Genomic DNA, 14,786 nt, shown 5'->3' on the forward strand with positions numbered 1-14,786 from the left:
AAGTTCTTATTTATCTATTTGTTTTTCTAAAACTTCGGGATAGCGGTCGCCAACAAGTGTAATTCCATTCACTGTTGTGTTGATTTTTGCAAGTTCATCAGGTGTTAATGCAATATTTGTACTGCCAATGTTTTCCTCTAAACGATGCAATTTTGTAGTTCCTGGTATTGGTGCTATCCAAGGTTTTTGAGCTAAGATCCAAGCCAATGCTAATTGTCCGGTCGTAATATTTTTTTGTTGAGCAATTTCAGAAAGTGCTTCCACTAAAACAAGATTGGCTTTAATATTTTCTTCACTGAAACGAGGAATCATATTTCTACGGTCGATATCCTCTAATTTTTTGTTGATGATACCTGTGAGAAAACCTTTACCCAATGGACTGAACGGAACGAAACCGATTCCTAGCTCTTCCAATGTGGGGATGATTTCTTTTTCGGGTTCACGCCAAAACAGAGAGTATTCGCTTTGTAATGCTGATACGGGTTGAATTGAATGCGCCTTGCGAATAGTTTTTGCACTTGCTTCTGACAAACCGAAATATTTTACTTTGCCCTCCTGTATCAAGTCTTTCACGGTTCCTGCAACATCTTCTATCGGCACATTCGGGTCAACTCTGTGCTGATAAAGCAAATCAATATAATCTGTTTTTAATCTCTTTAAAGATGCTTCGGTTACTGCTCTGATCGTTTCGGGTCTGCTGTCTAAACCTGTTGTTGGTCTGGCATCTTTACAACCAAATTTCGTGGCGATTACTACATCTTTTCTATAAGGCTGTAATCCTTCTCCAACAAGTTCCTCATTGGTGTAAGGCCCGTAAGCTTCTGCCGTATCAAAAAATGTGATCCCTCTTTCAACTGCGTTACGCAGTAGAGTTATGGATTCTTTTTTATCAAGACCTTTGCCATCCAAAAAGTTTAAACCCATACAGCCAAAGCCTAATGCGGAAACTTCCAATCCGCTATTTCCTAATTTTCTCTTTTGCATAATTATTTTTTAATTATTTCTAAAACTGAATAAATTTCAAGTACAAAATTCTTGATTATTGTTCTGCAAAAAGTAGTTGAATTGGTAATTGTTGTAGTCGAATTGGTAGGGTTTGTTTTCGCTTTTATAATAACGCTCAGTAACAAATTTTTCAAATGAGGATAGCGGCAGTGGTTATTTGTCACCTTCAAACCAAGTCTGCTTTTGCTATAATAATTTTCCCATCTTTAAAAGTGAAATCAAAGGTTCCATTGAATTTACTTTCAGAAAAATCTCCCGAGAATTCTGCTAGTAGATGCGCTTTGTTTTCTGAAATAATATCTAAGCTTATCAATTTTGTTTGTATTCTATAACCAATAAAATATGTTTCAAAATATTCTTTTATACCTTCGTGTCCTTTGGAGTTTTGCCCAATCGATGGGTCTTTAAGAATGGCATCCTCTTGCCACATTGCTAAATAGTTCTGGGTGTCGTAAGCATTGCTAAATTCAAGCCATTGGTTTATAAATTTATTAATATCCATCGTTAATTTAATGATTGTTTATACTCTACAGGGGTTTGGTTAGTTTTCTTTTTAAATAATTTACTGAAGGATTGAGAATACTCATAACCCAATTGATAAGCAATTTCCGAAATAGATAATTGCGTAGAAGTTAAATATTGCTTGGCTTTTTCAATCACTTTTTCGTGGATGTGTTGCTGGGCATTTTGTCCAGTTAATGAACGCAACATATCGCTCAAATATCGTGGCGAAAGGTGAAGTTCATTTGCCAGCATTTCAACCGATGGTAAACCCTTGCTCAGGCTGTCTTCATTATCAAAATACGCATCGAGATATTGTTCCAACTTCATCAATAAATTGTGGTTTGCAGGTTTGCGAGTAATAAATTGACGCTTGTAAAAACGCTTGCTGTAATTAAGTAAAACTTCGACATAACTAATCATCACATCTTGACTAAAATCGTCAATCGCACCGTTCAATTCTTCTTCAATATCACTTAAAATGACCAATATTTTAGTGCGTTCTTTGTCTGATAAATGCAACGCTTCACTGGCTTCGTAAGAGAAAAATCCATAGGATTTTATGGTTGTTCCTAACGGATAATTTCGCAAAAAATCGGCATGAATAAATATTGATTTCCCATAAATGGACATATCGTCACTCACCAATGTAATCAACTGATTAGGTGCGGTAAATACTAACCCACCTTCGTCAAAATCAAAATTGCTTTGTCCGTAACCGATAATCCCTTTCAATGTTTTTTTGAAGGATATTTTATAGAAATCAAACAAAAATGCACTGTTGAAATTAATTCTTTCAGGCGGAATTTCTTCGTTATCTATCACACTAATTAAAGGATGCAAAGGCTTGGGCAAACCCATTGCTTCGTGCAATGCAGCAATGGTGTAATATTTTTCGGGTGTGTTATGTTTTGACTTCATTTATGATAAATTTAATTAATGCGAAATTGGATTTTAAATTACAATAAATTTTAAAATGGCGACAGCAAACCTAGCTTAGTTCTCATTTCTATTCTAAAATTTTCAGCACCAATTTCCATACGCTTATTGAACGTTTTTATAGCATCATCGCCAGCCAAATATCGCAATTGGTCTTTGCCATCGGTAGCAGCTTCTAATACTACACCGGCAATTTCTTCTGGCTCTGTAAATTTAATAAACGTTCCATCGTTTATCTGCTTCCACATTTGGTCGTTTATCATTTCATATCCTTCTGCCGATGCTATATCAATTCCATTTATAAAATTGCTCTTAATACCGCCTGGTGCAATGGTTTTTATACCAATATTAAATAACGACAACTCATAAGAAATGCTTTCGCTAAATCCTTCCAAAGCCCATTTTGTAGCATTATAAACACTTCCCATTGGACCAGAAGAAAAACCAAAAATGGATGTGGTAGTGATAAATAGCCCATTTTTTCTTAGCTTAAAATACGGCAAGAACGACTTCGTAACTCTTATGACACCTGTAAGATTTGTCTCTATTTGTTTTACAATTTGCTCATCCGTTGCGTGTTCAAAAGCACCACTCAATCCGTAACCTGCATTGTTAAAAACTACATCAATGGTATAATTTTCCGTTACAGCTTTCACGGTATTGGCAATGGCTTCCGCATCGTTCACATCTAGTTTAACTATCGTAATATTTTCGAGTAAATTGAGTTCTGTTTCCTTTTCGGGGCTTCGCATAGATGCAATTACATTCCAACCTTTTGATTGAAATAATTTAGCCGTTGCTTTTCCAAGCCCTGCCGATGCTCCTGTAATAAAAATTGTCTTTTGCATTTATTTTGTTTTAAAATTATAATGCAAAATTGGGCAGAAGTCAAAACCTGTATGTTGCCAAATTGAGTAATGTTGTATCCAATATGACGAAATAGTTTTAGTTCACACTATCGTCTATGTTTTATTTAGGGATAGTTGTACTACTATTACCGCCAGTTTCCAAATTGATGCAAAGTGTATTTTGTATTGTTAGGCTTATTTCATTTGTTAATGATACCGCAAATTTATAAAATATCTAAAATCCAGCATAAATAAAGCGGCGTTCTTTTGCTTCTTTTATTTGGTCGCCGTATGAAAAGAAGTTGGATTGTTAATTCGTCATTTGCCAATGCGATGTTAGCAGTAGTTATTTTTTTTCTTCATAATAATCAAGCCAATTTTTTATTCTTCCAACAAACATTTTAAGGTAATTTTCGGTAAAAAAAATATTCGACCAATCAAATCTTTGAGCTTGAACACCAAGATAAAATACAAATATTGATGCTCCAGCTTCGGGAATTAATTCAATCTCTTTTGTAGATAAATTCCTGACTTTTTGATAGCCATTTAGAAAATTTTTTGCCTTTAATTCGTATTCCTTTTTATCAGATTCTATAAAAAATAGTTGTTTCAGAAAATATCCAACATCTAAAATTAATAATCCATTTCCGCAATTATCAAAATCAAAAATTGTGATTTCATTTTCGTTGTTTACGCTTAAATTATCATACCAAATGTCTAAATGAACGATTCCTGTTGTATTTTCTAATCCATTAATTTCTTCAAATTTTTCTGGAATTTTTTTTGCAATTTCTTTTAAAAATTTCATTTCATCCAATTCTTCGTTAAAATAATGATTTAAAAGATTGTATGGTTTGTTCAAAAGAATTTCTGAATCGTAATTTATTCTGTCTATTTCTTTATTTTCGGTTATATTGTGAATTTTTGCCATCAAAGAACCTATTGAAAAACAAGTTTCATTCGACATAAAACGCATTTTTTCGCCTTTAGCAAATGAAAAAAGTACAGCATATCGAATTCCTTCAGGAGCTTTAATTTCTTGAATGAAATTTTTATTGCTATCTGAAATTGGATACGAAATAGAAAGAGAATGATTTTTGAGTAAATTGAGAAGTTCTAATTCTTGCTCAATTTCCTTTTTTGTTCGCCAATTATAACAATAAACTCGAAAGACAAATTTTGTTTCATTATCCGAAATAAAGTAGGTGTGATTTACTCCCGTTCTAAATAATTTACACTGAAAACTTTCTGAAAGTTGATATTTTTCTTTTATAAAGTTCCCTAATTCTGTTTCTGATAAAGTTGAAGCGATTACTGGAAAAGTTGTCATTGAGTACTGTTGTTTAATAATTACGGCTAACTCGTAAATACACGCAATGCGTATTTTGTATAGTTCACTCGGCAACAAATTTAAAAAAAATAAAGCTGTACTTTAACAAAGGATTTTAAATATCCAATAATAACTAGACGACGTTCTTTTGCTTCTTTTCTTAGGTCGCTGTGTGAAAAGAAAAGAAGTCATTGCTAAATACAACAAATGGGATAATGAATATCCCACGCAAAAAACTCGCAACCTGTTTGGTAAAATGTGAAGAAAGGGAATTGTGAAGTGGTACATTTTGGCAAAGTGGTTGCATCCGCTTTAAACCGCAAAAATGCGTTTCCGACCGAAGCGAGGAATTGCATTTTTGCCCGCCGATTTAGGCTTTTAGGCAACTTTTATCGGGTGGGTGCGGAAATCTTTCAGATTGTGAAAAAATCCCCTATATTCGGTCATTCCCCTGCGAAACAAGTTCCATAGCAATGAACATCCCATTTGGGTTAAAGAGGAATTGATAAACAAATCCTGGTGCTCCAATGCTTCGGCAAGTGAGCAACTTGGCGTGTTGTCTTCTTGTTCGGATTGCCTCAGCAATTCGCCAAATTCATCGGTAACAAACGGCAGGCTTGCCACCGTTTCATACTTTTCTGAATTGGGTTGCTTTATCTCTCCGATAGTAGATAGTAGCACTTGTCCTGTATCTTGGCTATTGCCAAAATCCAACCAATATTTTGGTTCATCTTGGAAGTGTCTGCGGTAACTTATTTCTTTAAGAATTTCAGCAACGCCAAACCTCGCCTGTACATTATCCACACAAGTAATGGTAATGATTGCCCTTGCTTTTTCGGGCATTCTCCCAAACTTGTCCTTTTCAAATTTTACCGTTTCGGCTTTCCAATTTGTACCCGCCCAACGGTTACAACGATTGATTAAAGCAACGGATTTGTATAATCCTGTTTCACTTTCTGCAAAACGCTGTCTGCCCAAATTGGCACTCGTGATAACATCATCATCCCAAACGCGGACTTGCAACCCTGCGTGTCCTAATGCTATCAAACTTTCGTTTATTTCCATTAAGGCGGTCAATACTTTTGAACCTGTACCACCTGCTCCGATAAGGTTTACCGAAATCGGATTGGTAGGATTGAGTAAATAGTTGTCCGTAAAATGAACTGCTGTTTTTGTCGTATTCATCACAATAGATTTTTAAGGGTTTTATTATTCTTTTTCAATACCTCTTTAGGAAAGGGTTTATCCGTATTGATAAGGTCTTTCCAAAGGGTTACAATATTTTTTTTCGTTAAGTTTTCGCATAATGAATGACTGAAATAAGAATTGAAAAAATAATGTTCCCAAGCCTGTATAAATTCCTCAACCGAAGCCGAATTTTTAATGTCAATACTCACAGTACCCATACATACATTGCCCTTTTCGTAGATATTGAAGAAAGGTGCATAATGCAATGGCGTTTTCTCGGTGGGTCTTCTGTCGTTTGATAAAGCAAATACCGTAAGACTGCTTTTATTGGCAAACCATAGCATTGGCGGTACTTGTGCCTTGCCGTTGGAAATACCTAAACTATCCACAAAATATATCTGCCTTTGCTGTGTTTTGGTGTACCATAGCACCGTACCTTTTTCGCTCGGATTAATATGCAGAATGTGGGTCGGCAAAATTCCCTTTGGCTTTAAAAAGGCTTTGCTATTTTCTTCATCGGTCTTTAGAGCCTTTGCCAATATATTGGCTTCTTTTACTGTCAATGGGTGGGCATTGATAGGCGTTCCGTTGCTATCCATATCAAAATGCTCCACATACACATCGGTATTTGTGCCAATGGTTTCGTAAAAAACCAAAGCAGATTTCGGATGGTACAATGTGCCAAAATTTTCGGTGATGTCGTTTACGATGTTCATTTTTCTGTTGTTTTATAGTCGTCTAATATTGTGCAGAGGTCATGCAATAAGGCAAACAAGCGGTTCTCAAAATCGAGATTTGTTGTTGGTATTTCACTTACGTCAAATCGCTTGGAAATGGTTGGTTCTTCCATTGCTCCGTACTCGTTAAATTCATTGTTGATGGTATCGGAAAGGTTTTCAAATAGCCAGCCTTTGGTATCGGAAATAAAAGAGATATATTTTTCCATTCCGATTGCTTCGTTTTCGTAATCATCATAAGGGTCTTGTTCAGGCAATGGTGCGTTTCTGAAAATGCTTGCGTTCGGATATTCTTTAAATATGGCAAACGCATTGCGAGCTACCTGCCAACATTCCCTGTCGAACGTATCAAGGCTTTTAAATCGGCTCAAACGTTGTTCAAATATGGTTAGATTGATACGGTTAAATAGTTTTTGTTCTATTGTATCGCCAATAAATTCTGCATTTCTCAACTCACTTTTGTACGTTTCAGTTTCGTCCGTTTCCTCGTCCTGTTCTACCCAATCTTTGTGCATTTCATATTGCCAATACAGATAGCTGTCTTCCTGCCTGTAATATGGAATGTTGGCAATATGGTACAAGTAACTACATACTGATATTAAAAGTTGTGCAGTCTTTTTACGCTTCGGGTCTTTGAGCATCTTAAAAAGCGGTACAATAGGAATATAATACAAGGTTGTACCTGTATTGTATCGTTCCTCACTTGTGAAGTAGGTTTTCTTACTGTCCTGTACCAATTTGAAACTATCCCAATTGATATTGGTACGTTTTGCCTTGGTTTCCATATCCCACATAGCCAATGTTATATTGTAGGGAAACTCAAAATCTTGGGTTTGCATTGGCTCAATGCTGTAATGCTCGGCAAGTTTGGAAAGGGACTTGTAAAAATCCCTCTCCGTTTTCTCACAAGCCTGTACGGATTGTGCTGTTTTCAGTTTAGGCAGAAACGTACACTTTAGAATACCATTGGTAGCATTGCTATTGGTACGGATTTCTGCTTGTCTTTCTGCACTTGGCTTGCGTCCTTTGGTCTTTGTAGCCAATTGGCGAACTCGCCCAACTGTCGGTGCAATTGCCGTTGTCGTTTCTGTTCGGGTATGCTGATAGTTCCCGATATGATGTTGGGTTGCATAATTCATCGTTTTATAATTTTGGTTTAACCTTTCGTACCCATTACGCTCTCAAATTTGTACTCGACTGCATCATCTTTGATTTGCGGTGCAGATGCTTTTGCGGTTGTCAAAATCGGGTACATATTGGCGTAAAAATTCATTACTGCTTCCACGCTCCAACGTGGTTCGGGGTCAGTCAGTCTGATGTCCTGTCCTTTATCTTTGAGTATGAAAACTCGCTCTAATTGTGTTGCTAATAACATAATTGCTCGTTTTTAAGTGTTAATACTGTTCCTCTTCGTCCGTTTCAATGGGATAGTCGTTTGTCGCTTCTTTCACTTGTGGCGGTTCGGGTGTTGCTTCTTCCATTGCTCCGAAAAGGCTCGGTGTTGCGAACTTGTCGGACAATGATGTTTTGCGTTTGCGTATCTCGTCCGCTTTTTCGGGAAACTCAGCTATATCGGGTATTTTCATCCACGCTTCACGGAATTTGCCCTCTTTCTCCAACTCGTCAGCCTTTGCCATAGCATCTTTAAATTTCTTGTCTTTGGCTTCTTTTTCCTTTTTCTCTTTTTCGGCTTTTTCTTTCTCAATTGCCGATTGCTTTTTAACTTCTTCCAATTGCTTTAGGAATTTTTCCATATCCACCATTAAGCCCGATACCTTTTGTATAGGCGTAGTTATCTGCTCAAAAAATCCCTCATCAAATTCTTGGGGCGTAGCATTAAATGTTAATGGGGGAATACCGTTTTTGGCATTATCTCCGCATTTTTCGTTGTTAAGCAATACCGTTACAATTAGGTTGCTTTCTATTCCTTTTGAAATGTTCAGTTGTAAAACTCCTGTAAAGTCCAACTGCTGTATTTGATTGAAAAAATTTGTATTCATCGTTCTGAAATTTTAATTGTTGAAGATTGTTTTTTGATTACTGTCAGTTTCTCGTACATATCTATCCAATAGGCTTTTTGCCTTTTGTCGAACTCCGAAAAACGTTTGTCTTTATGGTGGTATTCTTTGTAATCTGCTGTTATTCGGATAGCTTCGTCAAGGTCTGTTACTTCGATTTGGAAACCGTTTAAATCAATTATTTTCATAGTGTTGTAATTTTACGTTCCAAAAGAGTTTCCAATATCTCGTAATCGCTTTCGTATTCTTCGCCCTCAAAGTGGTAGAGGTCTGTTTCTTCGTCCTGCTCGTAGGTTTCAAAATCATCACCGCTCAAAAATATATCGCTGAGTATGCTATCCCGATAAGTTGCTCTGCCATAAACAAGGTTTCCCATTTCCTCATAGTCCTGTACAAAATCAACTTGGTAGTATTCTGCTATTCTTTGGACAATTTCAATATTAGGTGACCACTTTGTTTCGTATTGAAATTGCCCTTCATCGCCCTCGTTCCAATAGATATTGAAGAAATACCCACCGTTGGTATCTTCCATAAATTCGGGTAGTTGCCCTTCTTCGGTTTTTTCTTCCTTTTCCTTCATTGATTGGAAAAGTTCTTGTATTGCTGTGATTGCTTCGGGTTTCCCCTCGAATACAACCGTATTACTGCACCAATTTGCCATAACTTTTGTTTTTAGTAGGCTACCACCGATTAAAGCGGTAGCCTGTAGTTAGTTAATTAAGATTTAGGATTTCCGCACCGTCTAAAGCAAATTCGTTACACAAGTCAAATGCTTTCTGTGATTTGAGTTGGGCAGTACCACCCAATACAATGCTTTGTAATTTGGCTTCGTCATTCTTGTAATTTCTCACGTTCTGATAGTAGCCTGTAACAGCGTTGTATGCTCCGAACAAAGTGCCTTTTGTCGTGTCCATTTGCTGTGTATCGCTTATCATTGCGTATGCAAATGCGTCCTCAACGGTATTTTTGAATACGGTGGAAATTTCATCCATAGCACCTTTTTTCAGCAAATCAAAGGTTTCCTTATTCGGGCAAAGTGCCAATTGGATTAGCTTTTTAACCTCTTGGTCTGTTACCTTTACTTTTGCCCACTCATTAAAAATGCCCTCTAATTGGTTGCTAAATGTATTGGCAAGTCCCATAATCTTATGGGCATTCTCAACACGTTGTTTTGCTCCCGAAGTGTGTTTGATGCGGACAACATTAGTCATACTGCGTAATGAAGCGTTTAAGGTATTTTGACAAACAATTCTGATAGGCGTGAATGCGGCTGTGATACTTCCGCTACCATCGTGCGAAGTGGTTAGGAAAATGTACTTTTCCGTTACATCGTCGCCATTGCCTACACGGATATAATCGGGCAATTTGGCTGTGATAAATATGCGTTCTCCGTTGCCTAATGCTCCTGCGGTTTCGTACAGAATACCATCGCCACCACCTACAATAGCATCAAAGAAATTAAAGGCTTCACGGTTTTGTACAATGTGGTAATCCTTACCGACTACTCCCAATACTGCATTGTTATCGGTGCGTATGTTGGCAAAATAGTTAGGAACTTCTAATTCACTACTGCCTATCTCTATGCCGTTAGCTGTTTCGATAATGCCCGAACCTTTGGTAAATAGTGGGGATTTTACGACTTCGTAATCTAATCCTGCGTGTTTGATAGCTTCCTCGCTTGTCGGGTACTGTTCTACGATTTGCCCCAAGTTGTGCCACGCTTTTTGCTGAACGCTGAAAAATGAATAACGTCCTGTTCTCTCGTTGAAATTGATATTATGTGCCATAATGTTAAAAATTTGATGTTAAAAAATGATTGAATACTTGTTGTTAAAATGGGAGGTCGTCCTCTGCTCCCTGTGTTGTAAATCCGTTGCTTTCAGATTGTGCAGTAGCCTGTATGGTTTCGGCTCTCCTGCCTCCTGCAAGCGGTTTGAAGTCAGAGGTATGAAAGTTCAAACCTGCCTTTGCTTCTCCGTCTTTGCCTACCCACGCTCTTGTGCTTACCCTGCCAGTCAGTTCTACCAATAGACCTTTGGTGAGTATCTTCACTGCGTTCGGGGTTCTCCAATATGAGCAGTCGAAATAGGCGGTTTGCTCCACTCGTTCGCCCTGTTTGGTTTTGTAGCTGTCGTTTACCGCTACTGAAAAGTTTACTACTTGTTTTCCGTTTGACGTTGTGCGTACTTCCGCATCCCTTGTCAGTCTTCCTGTGATGTTCATAATCGTCCTGTTTTAAAAGTTTTACATTTTGTTACGTTCGCTTTTCTCGTTTCCTGCTTCCTGTTGTGGTTTGCTCCGCTTCGCTTCGCATAATTTTTTCCAAAAGAAAAACCGGAAAAAAGAAAGCAGATAATCCAAGCGGGCAACAGCGAAGACCAAGAAAAAAAATGATTTAATGGGGGTTCCTTTAGGGGGAAACCGTTCATTCATTTTTTTTATTGGTGGGTGGGTGCGGTGGCTGCCCGCTATAACTTAGCTGCCTTTTTACCGGTTGATTGTGGAAATATTCTGTTCTAATTTTTATGGAATAAATGACCAGGCTATGAGAGCCTGAAATAGAGGTTGGAATAATCGAAAAGTAAGGGCATAAAAAAAGCAGAACCGTTAAGTTCTGCTGTGTTGTGAAGTAATAAAAGTTAATCAGATTGCGGCTAAAAATGCTTCTTCCATAGCCTGAAATTTTGGGGCAACTAAATCCATATCCTTACTGATTTTTTGGCTTGTGATTTTGGCGTAAATCTGTGTGGTGGAAATATTTTTATGCCCCATCATTTTGCTAAGACTTTCAAGCGGTACGCCCTCGGTCAAAAACATTGTGGCGAATGTGTGACGGGCGGTGTGGAATGTAACTTTCTGTTCTGTAACAATACTCGCTTCCTCAATAAGTTTACCTATATGCGTGTTGCAAGTCGCATTGGATGGCATTGGGAATACAAAATCATTTCTTGTAACTCCACGATATTTCTCAATGATGCGTTTGGGGATTTCCAAAAGACGGACGTTGGAGGCAACATCTGATTTCTTCCTCCTGCTGATTATCCATTGGTGTCCATCAAAGAAAGACTGGATATTGCTCCATTTCAGTTTCTTAATATCAATGTAAGAAAGCCCTGTAAAGCAACTGAAAATAAAAAGGTCTTTTACAAGTTCATATCGGGGCTTAGATGGTTTCAGGAGCATTAAAGTTTCCACATCCTCTTTTAAAAGGTAGCTGCGGTCGGTTTCTTCCATACTGATTTCATAATCTTCAAAAGGATTATCCCGTATCAAGCCTTTCTTGATAGCCAATTCTGCCAAAGCAATAACTGGCATTGTGTAAACCCAAACCGTATTATGGGTACATTCCTTATCAATGCGAAGAAAGAAATCAAACTCACGGATAAAATCAGAAGTGAGTTCTCGGAAAGCCATATCGTCACGATGGTAACGCTCCCTTATAAATTCGCTAAGGTGATTGTAAACAGTGTTGTACTTGCTATATGTGCTTTGAGAGCGTTTTCCCTTAGCGACCATTTTTTCAAAGTCTTCGTTTTGGTCTTTAAAGACTTTTAGTACGGCATCTTCCATTACACCAACACCTAAAAACGAGAGCTTTACTTTTTGGGCGGTTGCAAACCCCTCGTGCTTCAGCATATCTTCGTAAATCTTGTCGATACGTCCACGTATGTTATCCAATTTTTGGTTAACGCTCAAAGCGGTGGCACTCTTTCCCTCAACTCTTCCGTATTTTAAATCCCAATTATTAGGATTGATTTCTAACTTTGTTCCGAAAGTTTTAGGTGTTCCATCAATGGTAATACGTGCCATAATTGGTGCATTACCGTTCTTTTTCAGTTCGTTCTTTTTCAGGTAGAAAAGCAGTTTGAACGTGGACTTTTTTGTCTGTTCCATAACTCAAATGTTTAATGTTTAAAATTAAATTACATTGAGTTACAAGGGAATATAAAAATGGGTGCAAAAGACTGAAATATAATCAGTTAAGCTATGTCATTACCGTTATCAATCGGTAACGAATTAGTAACCTAACCTTGTGTTTTCACGACCAAAACCTATCAGACACCGAGTTCCAAACTAAGACTACTGTTTTATAAAGCATTGTATAGCAACGGGTTTAATCGTTTTGCTTATTTTTGCTTTTTACTAATCTTTTTTTTATAAAAAAATGAACAAATAAGAAATCACGACTATTAACTGGCTTTTTGCAAAAGAGCCTATTGATTGCTAAAAAAATTTTCTGCTTTTATTCAATTTCGATATTGATAAGTAGCTTTCTGCTCCTAAATCGCTTGTACGCTGGAATGTTAGTCAATTATAAGTTTAACCCAAAAAACAATGTTTATAAAAAAGATTTCAATTATTATAAAAACAAAAGTAAATAAAGACAAAATTTACGATGAGTTCAATTTACTCTTATCCTTTTATAGAGGAAATGGTCAAACGCAAGGAAAAATTGAAAGTCAGTACATCAAAAAAAATAAAATAGTAAGTCTTCCATATACACTTGAAAAAAATTCCCTTAGTAAAAAGTATAATAACAAATATGTCAAAGGCCAAATAGATAAAATTGAAAAACTTAGTGGATCGAGAATTTCAATTAAGAATTTAGGTAAAACAAGTATAGAGTATAAGAAACCTTGTATATGTTGTAAATCTGAATTTTACATTCTTATCACAAACTACATTTCGATTGACTCTCCATTAACGTGTGGTACATGTAACAAATCTGTCCCACTTTATAAGCTACCAAAATTTTACGACTTTGGTTATATGCCAATTTTAAGTTGGGAAACAAACTATCAAGCTTGTGATAGCTTACAAATGAATTGTGAGGTCGGAGAACGTTGGTCTTTAAATCAGATGCAAGAAACAAAATCACCATTATCAAAGCAAGGTTTGGATATATGTAAACAAATTGAAGAACAAACGACAATTCCAACATTTTATTATTTATACAATTACAGGAAAAATAGTGGAGATGATAAAAATAGACTCTGCCCAAATTGTAAGAAAAAATGGACCTTAAAAACACAATTACATAATCTTTATGATTTCAAATGTGATAATTGTAGAATCATATCAACAATATCTACAAATACATAAATGACCCTAGACATCCTCTTTATAATATGTAAATCACTGGAGTGTTTAAAATACAGCAAGACAAGAGACATAAGTTAACTTTAAAATTTATGATGACTCTCTAGGTATATTGAAAATTTATGTAAATTTAAGCATTCAGTGTTTTAAACTGATAAGATCTAAAGAATAAAGCTTATTTTAACTATAAAAACTCCGTGACAAATATCATTTCAAAATTAATTCAATCAAAAATAGCTTCAGGTATTTTGTTAGCAAATTTATTTGCCATGACAGTTATCGGACTACAAAGCGCTTTTGGTCATGAAGATGCAGGAATACTTATCTTTTCGGAATTTGTAATCATACCGATGCTAATGGGCATAATCTCAACCTGGTATTGGAAAAATCTGAATTTAAAGGGCAAACAGATAACAGGATATTCTATAATAAATGGCATAATTGCTATCGCTTTAAGTTATCTTTTTTTAAATGAAGGAGTAATCTGCTTACTAATAGTATCTCCACTGATCTTTGGGTTTATCATTTCAGGGGCCTTCATAGGCAGAGCAATATTTAAAAGAAACAATCAAAAACTGAATGTGAGTCTAATAAGTATCTTAATTCTCATTTTTATTGTAGATTCTATTTCTGACCACGATCATGAAAATATGGTTTCAGATAAAATCGTAATCAATGCGACCCCGGAAGAAATTTGGCAACACGTAGTTGCATTTGATAAGATTGAAAACAAAGAAAATTATTGGCTTTTTAAAATCGGTATGCCTAGTCCTATGGCGACTACAGTAAGTGACAGGAAGCTTGGTGCAAATCGTAAATGTATTTTTAGCAACGGCTACATCTTTGATGAAACTATTGTTGAATTTGATATCAATAAAAACTTGACATTTGACATTATTGATCAACCTAAAGATCCTGAGATTATGGGACATATTGATATCACAAAAGGTCAATTTTTATTACACGATAATGGTGACGGCACCACAACATTAACAGGAAACAGCTGGTATAAACTCCACGTGTTTCCTACTTGGTATTATGATTTATGGGCTGAAAGTATTACAAGAAATGTTCATTTTAGGGTAATGGAGCATGTTAAAGTTTTAAGTGAATCATAACT

General features: G+C 36.3%; 18 protein-coding genes. 2 read left to right on the plus strand and 16 right to left on the minus strand.

The features are described 5' to 3' along the window. Nucleotides 1–6: 6 nt before the first annotated feature. The 16 genes from M2265_RS05875 to M2265_RS05950 form a co-directional block, all read right to left on the minus strand. A complete protein-coding gene (locus tag M2265_RS05875; protein WP_132773167.1) occupies nucleotides 7–984 on the minus strand; it encodes an aldo/keto reductase in 978 nt (325 codons plus the stop codon). A gap of 187 nt (nucleotides 985–1,171) precedes the next feature. Beyond that, nucleotides 1,172–1,507, minus strand: a complete 336-nt coding sequence (locus M2265_RS05880) for a nuclear transport factor 2 family protein (RefSeq protein WP_132773165.1) — start codon at nucleotides 1,505–1,507, stop codon at nucleotides 1,172–1,174. Nucleotides 1,508–1,509: 2 nt separating this feature from the next. Then, nucleotides 1,510–2,427, minus strand: coding sequence for a helix-turn-helix domain-containing protein (locus tag M2265_RS05885; protein ID WP_132773163.1), 918 nt, complete (start codon nucleotides 2,425–2,427; stop codon nucleotides 1,510–1,512). Nucleotides 2,428–2,477: 50 nt separating this feature from the next. Beyond that, nucleotides 2,478–3,293, minus strand: coding sequence for an SDR family oxidoreductase (locus M2265_RS05890; protein ID WP_132773161.1), 816 nt, complete (start codon nucleotides 3,291–3,293; stop codon nucleotides 2,478–2,480). A 346-nt stretch (nucleotides 3,294–3,639) separates the two neighbouring features. Further along, complete coding sequence (locus M2265_RS05895; RefSeq protein ID WP_132773159.1) at nucleotides 3,640–4,623, minus strand: phosphotransferase; 984 nt, start codon at nucleotides 4,621–4,623, stop codon at nucleotides 3,640–3,642. A 378-nt stretch (nucleotides 4,624–5,001) separates the two neighbouring features. Next, nucleotides 5,002–5,808: a PRTRC system ThiF family protein gene (locus M2265_RS05900; protein WP_132773157.1), complete on the minus strand. Its 807-nt coding sequence runs from the start codon at nucleotides 5,806–5,808 to the stop codon at nucleotides 5,002–5,004. Beyond that, on the minus strand, nucleotides 5,808–6,527 hold the full coding sequence (locus tag M2265_RS05905; RefSeq protein ID WP_132773156.1) for a PRTRC system protein B: 720 nt from the start codon (nucleotides 6,525–6,527) through the stop codon (nucleotides 5,808–5,810). Before M2265_RS05905 ends, M2265_RS05900 begins: the two co-directional genes overlap by 1 nt. Continuing rightward, on the minus strand, nucleotides 6,524–7,687 hold the full coding sequence (locus M2265_RS05910) for a hypothetical protein (RefSeq protein ID WP_132773154.1): 1,164 nt from the start codon (nucleotides 7,685–7,687) through the stop codon (nucleotides 6,524–6,526). The genes M2265_RS05905 and M2265_RS05910 overlap by 4 nt, the downstream gene beginning before the upstream one ends. Before the next feature lie 17 nt (nucleotides 7,688–7,704). Continuing rightward, nucleotides 7,705–7,923 (minus strand): PRTRC system protein C, encoded by a 219-nt coding sequence (locus tag M2265_RS05915; protein WP_002978317.1) that lies wholly within the window; start codon nucleotides 7,921–7,923, stop codon nucleotides 7,705–7,707. A 19-nt stretch (nucleotides 7,924–7,942) separates the two neighbouring features. Further along, on the minus strand, nucleotides 7,943–8,548 hold the full coding sequence (locus M2265_RS05920; RefSeq protein WP_132773152.1) for a PRTRC system protein E: 606 nt from the start codon (nucleotides 8,546–8,548) through the stop codon (nucleotides 7,943–7,945). Next, nucleotides 8,545–8,754, minus strand: a complete 210-nt coding sequence (locus M2265_RS05925; RefSeq protein ID WP_132773150.1) for a hypothetical protein — start codon at nucleotides 8,752–8,754, stop codon at nucleotides 8,545–8,547. The genes M2265_RS05920 and M2265_RS05925 overlap by 4 nt, the downstream gene beginning before the upstream one ends. Next, complete coding sequence (locus M2265_RS05930) at nucleotides 8,751–9,227, minus strand: hypothetical protein (RefSeq protein ID WP_132773148.1); 477 nt, start codon at nucleotides 9,225–9,227, stop codon at nucleotides 8,751–8,753. Before M2265_RS05930 ends, M2265_RS05925 begins: the two co-directional genes overlap by 4 nt. 52 nt (nucleotides 9,228–9,279) lie before the next feature. Then, a complete protein-coding gene (locus M2265_RS05935; protein WP_055133654.1) occupies nucleotides 9,280–10,353 on the minus strand; it encodes a DUF932 domain-containing protein in 1,074 nt (357 codons plus the stop codon). A 43-nt stretch (nucleotides 10,354–10,396) separates the two neighbouring features. After that, nucleotides 10,397–10,789, minus strand: coding sequence for a single-stranded DNA-binding protein (locus M2265_RS05940; protein WP_264599343.1), 393 nt, complete (start codon nucleotides 10,787–10,789; stop codon nucleotides 10,397–10,399). A gap of 21 nt (nucleotides 10,790–10,810) precedes the next feature. Continuing rightward, complete coding sequence (locus M2265_RS05945) at nucleotides 10,811–10,999, minus strand: hypothetical protein (RefSeq protein WP_131828185.1); 189 nt, start codon at nucleotides 10,997–10,999, stop codon at nucleotides 10,811–10,813. A gap of 210 nt (nucleotides 11,000–11,209) precedes the next feature. Further along, complete coding sequence (locus M2265_RS05950) at nucleotides 11,210–12,460, minus strand: site-specific integrase (protein ID WP_019974921.1); 1,251 nt, start codon at nucleotides 12,458–12,460, stop codon at nucleotides 11,210–11,212. A gap of 441 nt (nucleotides 12,461–12,901) precedes the next feature. Between M2265_RS05950 and M2265_RS05955 the strand changes: the two genes are divergently transcribed. Then, nucleotides 12,902–13,669, plus strand: a complete 768-nt coding sequence (locus M2265_RS05955) for a DUF2310 family Zn-ribbon-containing protein (RefSeq protein WP_132771462.1) — start codon at nucleotides 12,902–12,904, stop codon at nucleotides 13,667–13,669. A gap of 194 nt (nucleotides 13,670–13,863) precedes the next feature. Further along, the gene (locus M2265_RS05960; protein WP_132771461.1) at nucleotides 13,864–14,784 is read left to right on the plus strand and encodes a hypothetical protein; all 921 of its coding nucleotides are present in this window, start codon (nucleotides 13,864–13,866) and stop codon (nucleotides 14,782–14,784) included. Nucleotides 14,785–14,786: the final 2 nt, after the last annotated feature.

This window comes from Sphingobacterium kitahiroshimense, from assembly GCF_025961315.1.
Lineage (GTDB): Bacteria > Bacteroidota > Bacteroidia > Sphingobacteriales > Sphingobacteriaceae > Sphingobacterium > Sphingobacterium anhuiense.

Excerpts from the sequence above, each read along its gene's own strand:
- M2265_RS05950 (WP_019974921.1), bottom strand. The coding sequence starts at position 12,460 with ATGGAACAGACAAAAAAGTCCACGTTCAAACTGCTTTTCTACCTGAAA.
- M2265_RS05900 (WP_132773157.1), bottom strand. The coding sequence starts at position 5,808 with ATGAATACGACAAAAACAGCAGTTCATTTTACGGACAACTATTTACTC.
- M2265_RS05915 (WP_002978317.1), bottom strand. The coding sequence starts at position 7,923 with ATGTTATTAGCAACACAATTAGAGCGAGTTTTCATACTCAAAGATAAA.
- M2265_RS05910 (WP_132773154.1), bottom strand. The coding sequence starts at position 7,687 with ATGAATTATGCAACCCAACATCATATCGGGAACTATCAGCATACCCGA.
- M2265_RS05940 (WP_264599343.1), bottom strand. The coding sequence starts at position 10,789 with ATGAACATCACAGGAAGACTGACAAGGGATGCGGAAGTACGCACAACG.
- M2265_RS05955 (WP_132771462.1), top strand. The coding sequence starts at position 12,902 with ATGTTTATAAAAAAGATTTCAATTATTATAAAAACAAAAGTAAATAAA.
- M2265_RS05945 (WP_131828185.1), bottom strand. The coding sequence starts at position 10,999 with ATGAATGAACGGTTTCCCCCTAAAGGAACCCCCATTAAATCATTTTTT.
- M2265_RS05875 (WP_132773167.1), bottom strand. The coding sequence starts at position 984 with ATGCAAAAGAGAAAATTAGGAAATAGCGGATTGGAAGTTTCCGCATTA.
- M2265_RS05930 (WP_132773148.1), bottom strand. The coding sequence starts at position 9,227 with ATGGCAAATTGGTGCAGTAATACGGTTGTATTCGAGGGGAAACCCGAA.
- M2265_RS05880 (WP_132773165.1), bottom strand. The coding sequence starts at position 1,507 with ATGGATATTAATAAATTTATAAACCAATGGCTTGAATTTAGCAATGCT.
- M2265_RS05905 (WP_132773156.1), bottom strand. The coding sequence starts at position 6,527 with ATGAACATCGTAAACGACATCACCGAAAATTTTGGCACATTGTACCAT.
- M2265_RS05920 (WP_132773152.1), bottom strand. The coding sequence starts at position 8,548 with ATGAATACAAATTTTTTCAATCAAATACAGCAGTTGGACTTTACAGGA.
- M2265_RS05895 (WP_132773159.1), bottom strand. The coding sequence starts at position 4,623 with ATGACAACTTTTCCAGTAATCGCTTCAACTTTATCAGAAACAGAATTA.
- M2265_RS05890 (WP_132773161.1), bottom strand. The coding sequence starts at position 3,293 with ATGCAAAAGACAATTTTTATTACAGGAGCATCGGCAGGGCTTGGAAAA.
- M2265_RS05935 (WP_055133654.1), bottom strand. The coding sequence starts at position 10,353 with ATGGCACATAATATCAATTTCAACGAGAGAACAGGACGTTATTCATTT.
- M2265_RS05925 (WP_132773150.1), bottom strand. The coding sequence starts at position 8,754 with ATGAAAATAATTGATTTAAACGGTTTCCAAATCGAAGTAACAGACCTT.
- M2265_RS05885 (WP_132773163.1), bottom strand. The coding sequence starts at position 2,427 with ATGAAGTCAAAACATAACACACCCGAAAAATATTACACCATTGCTGCA.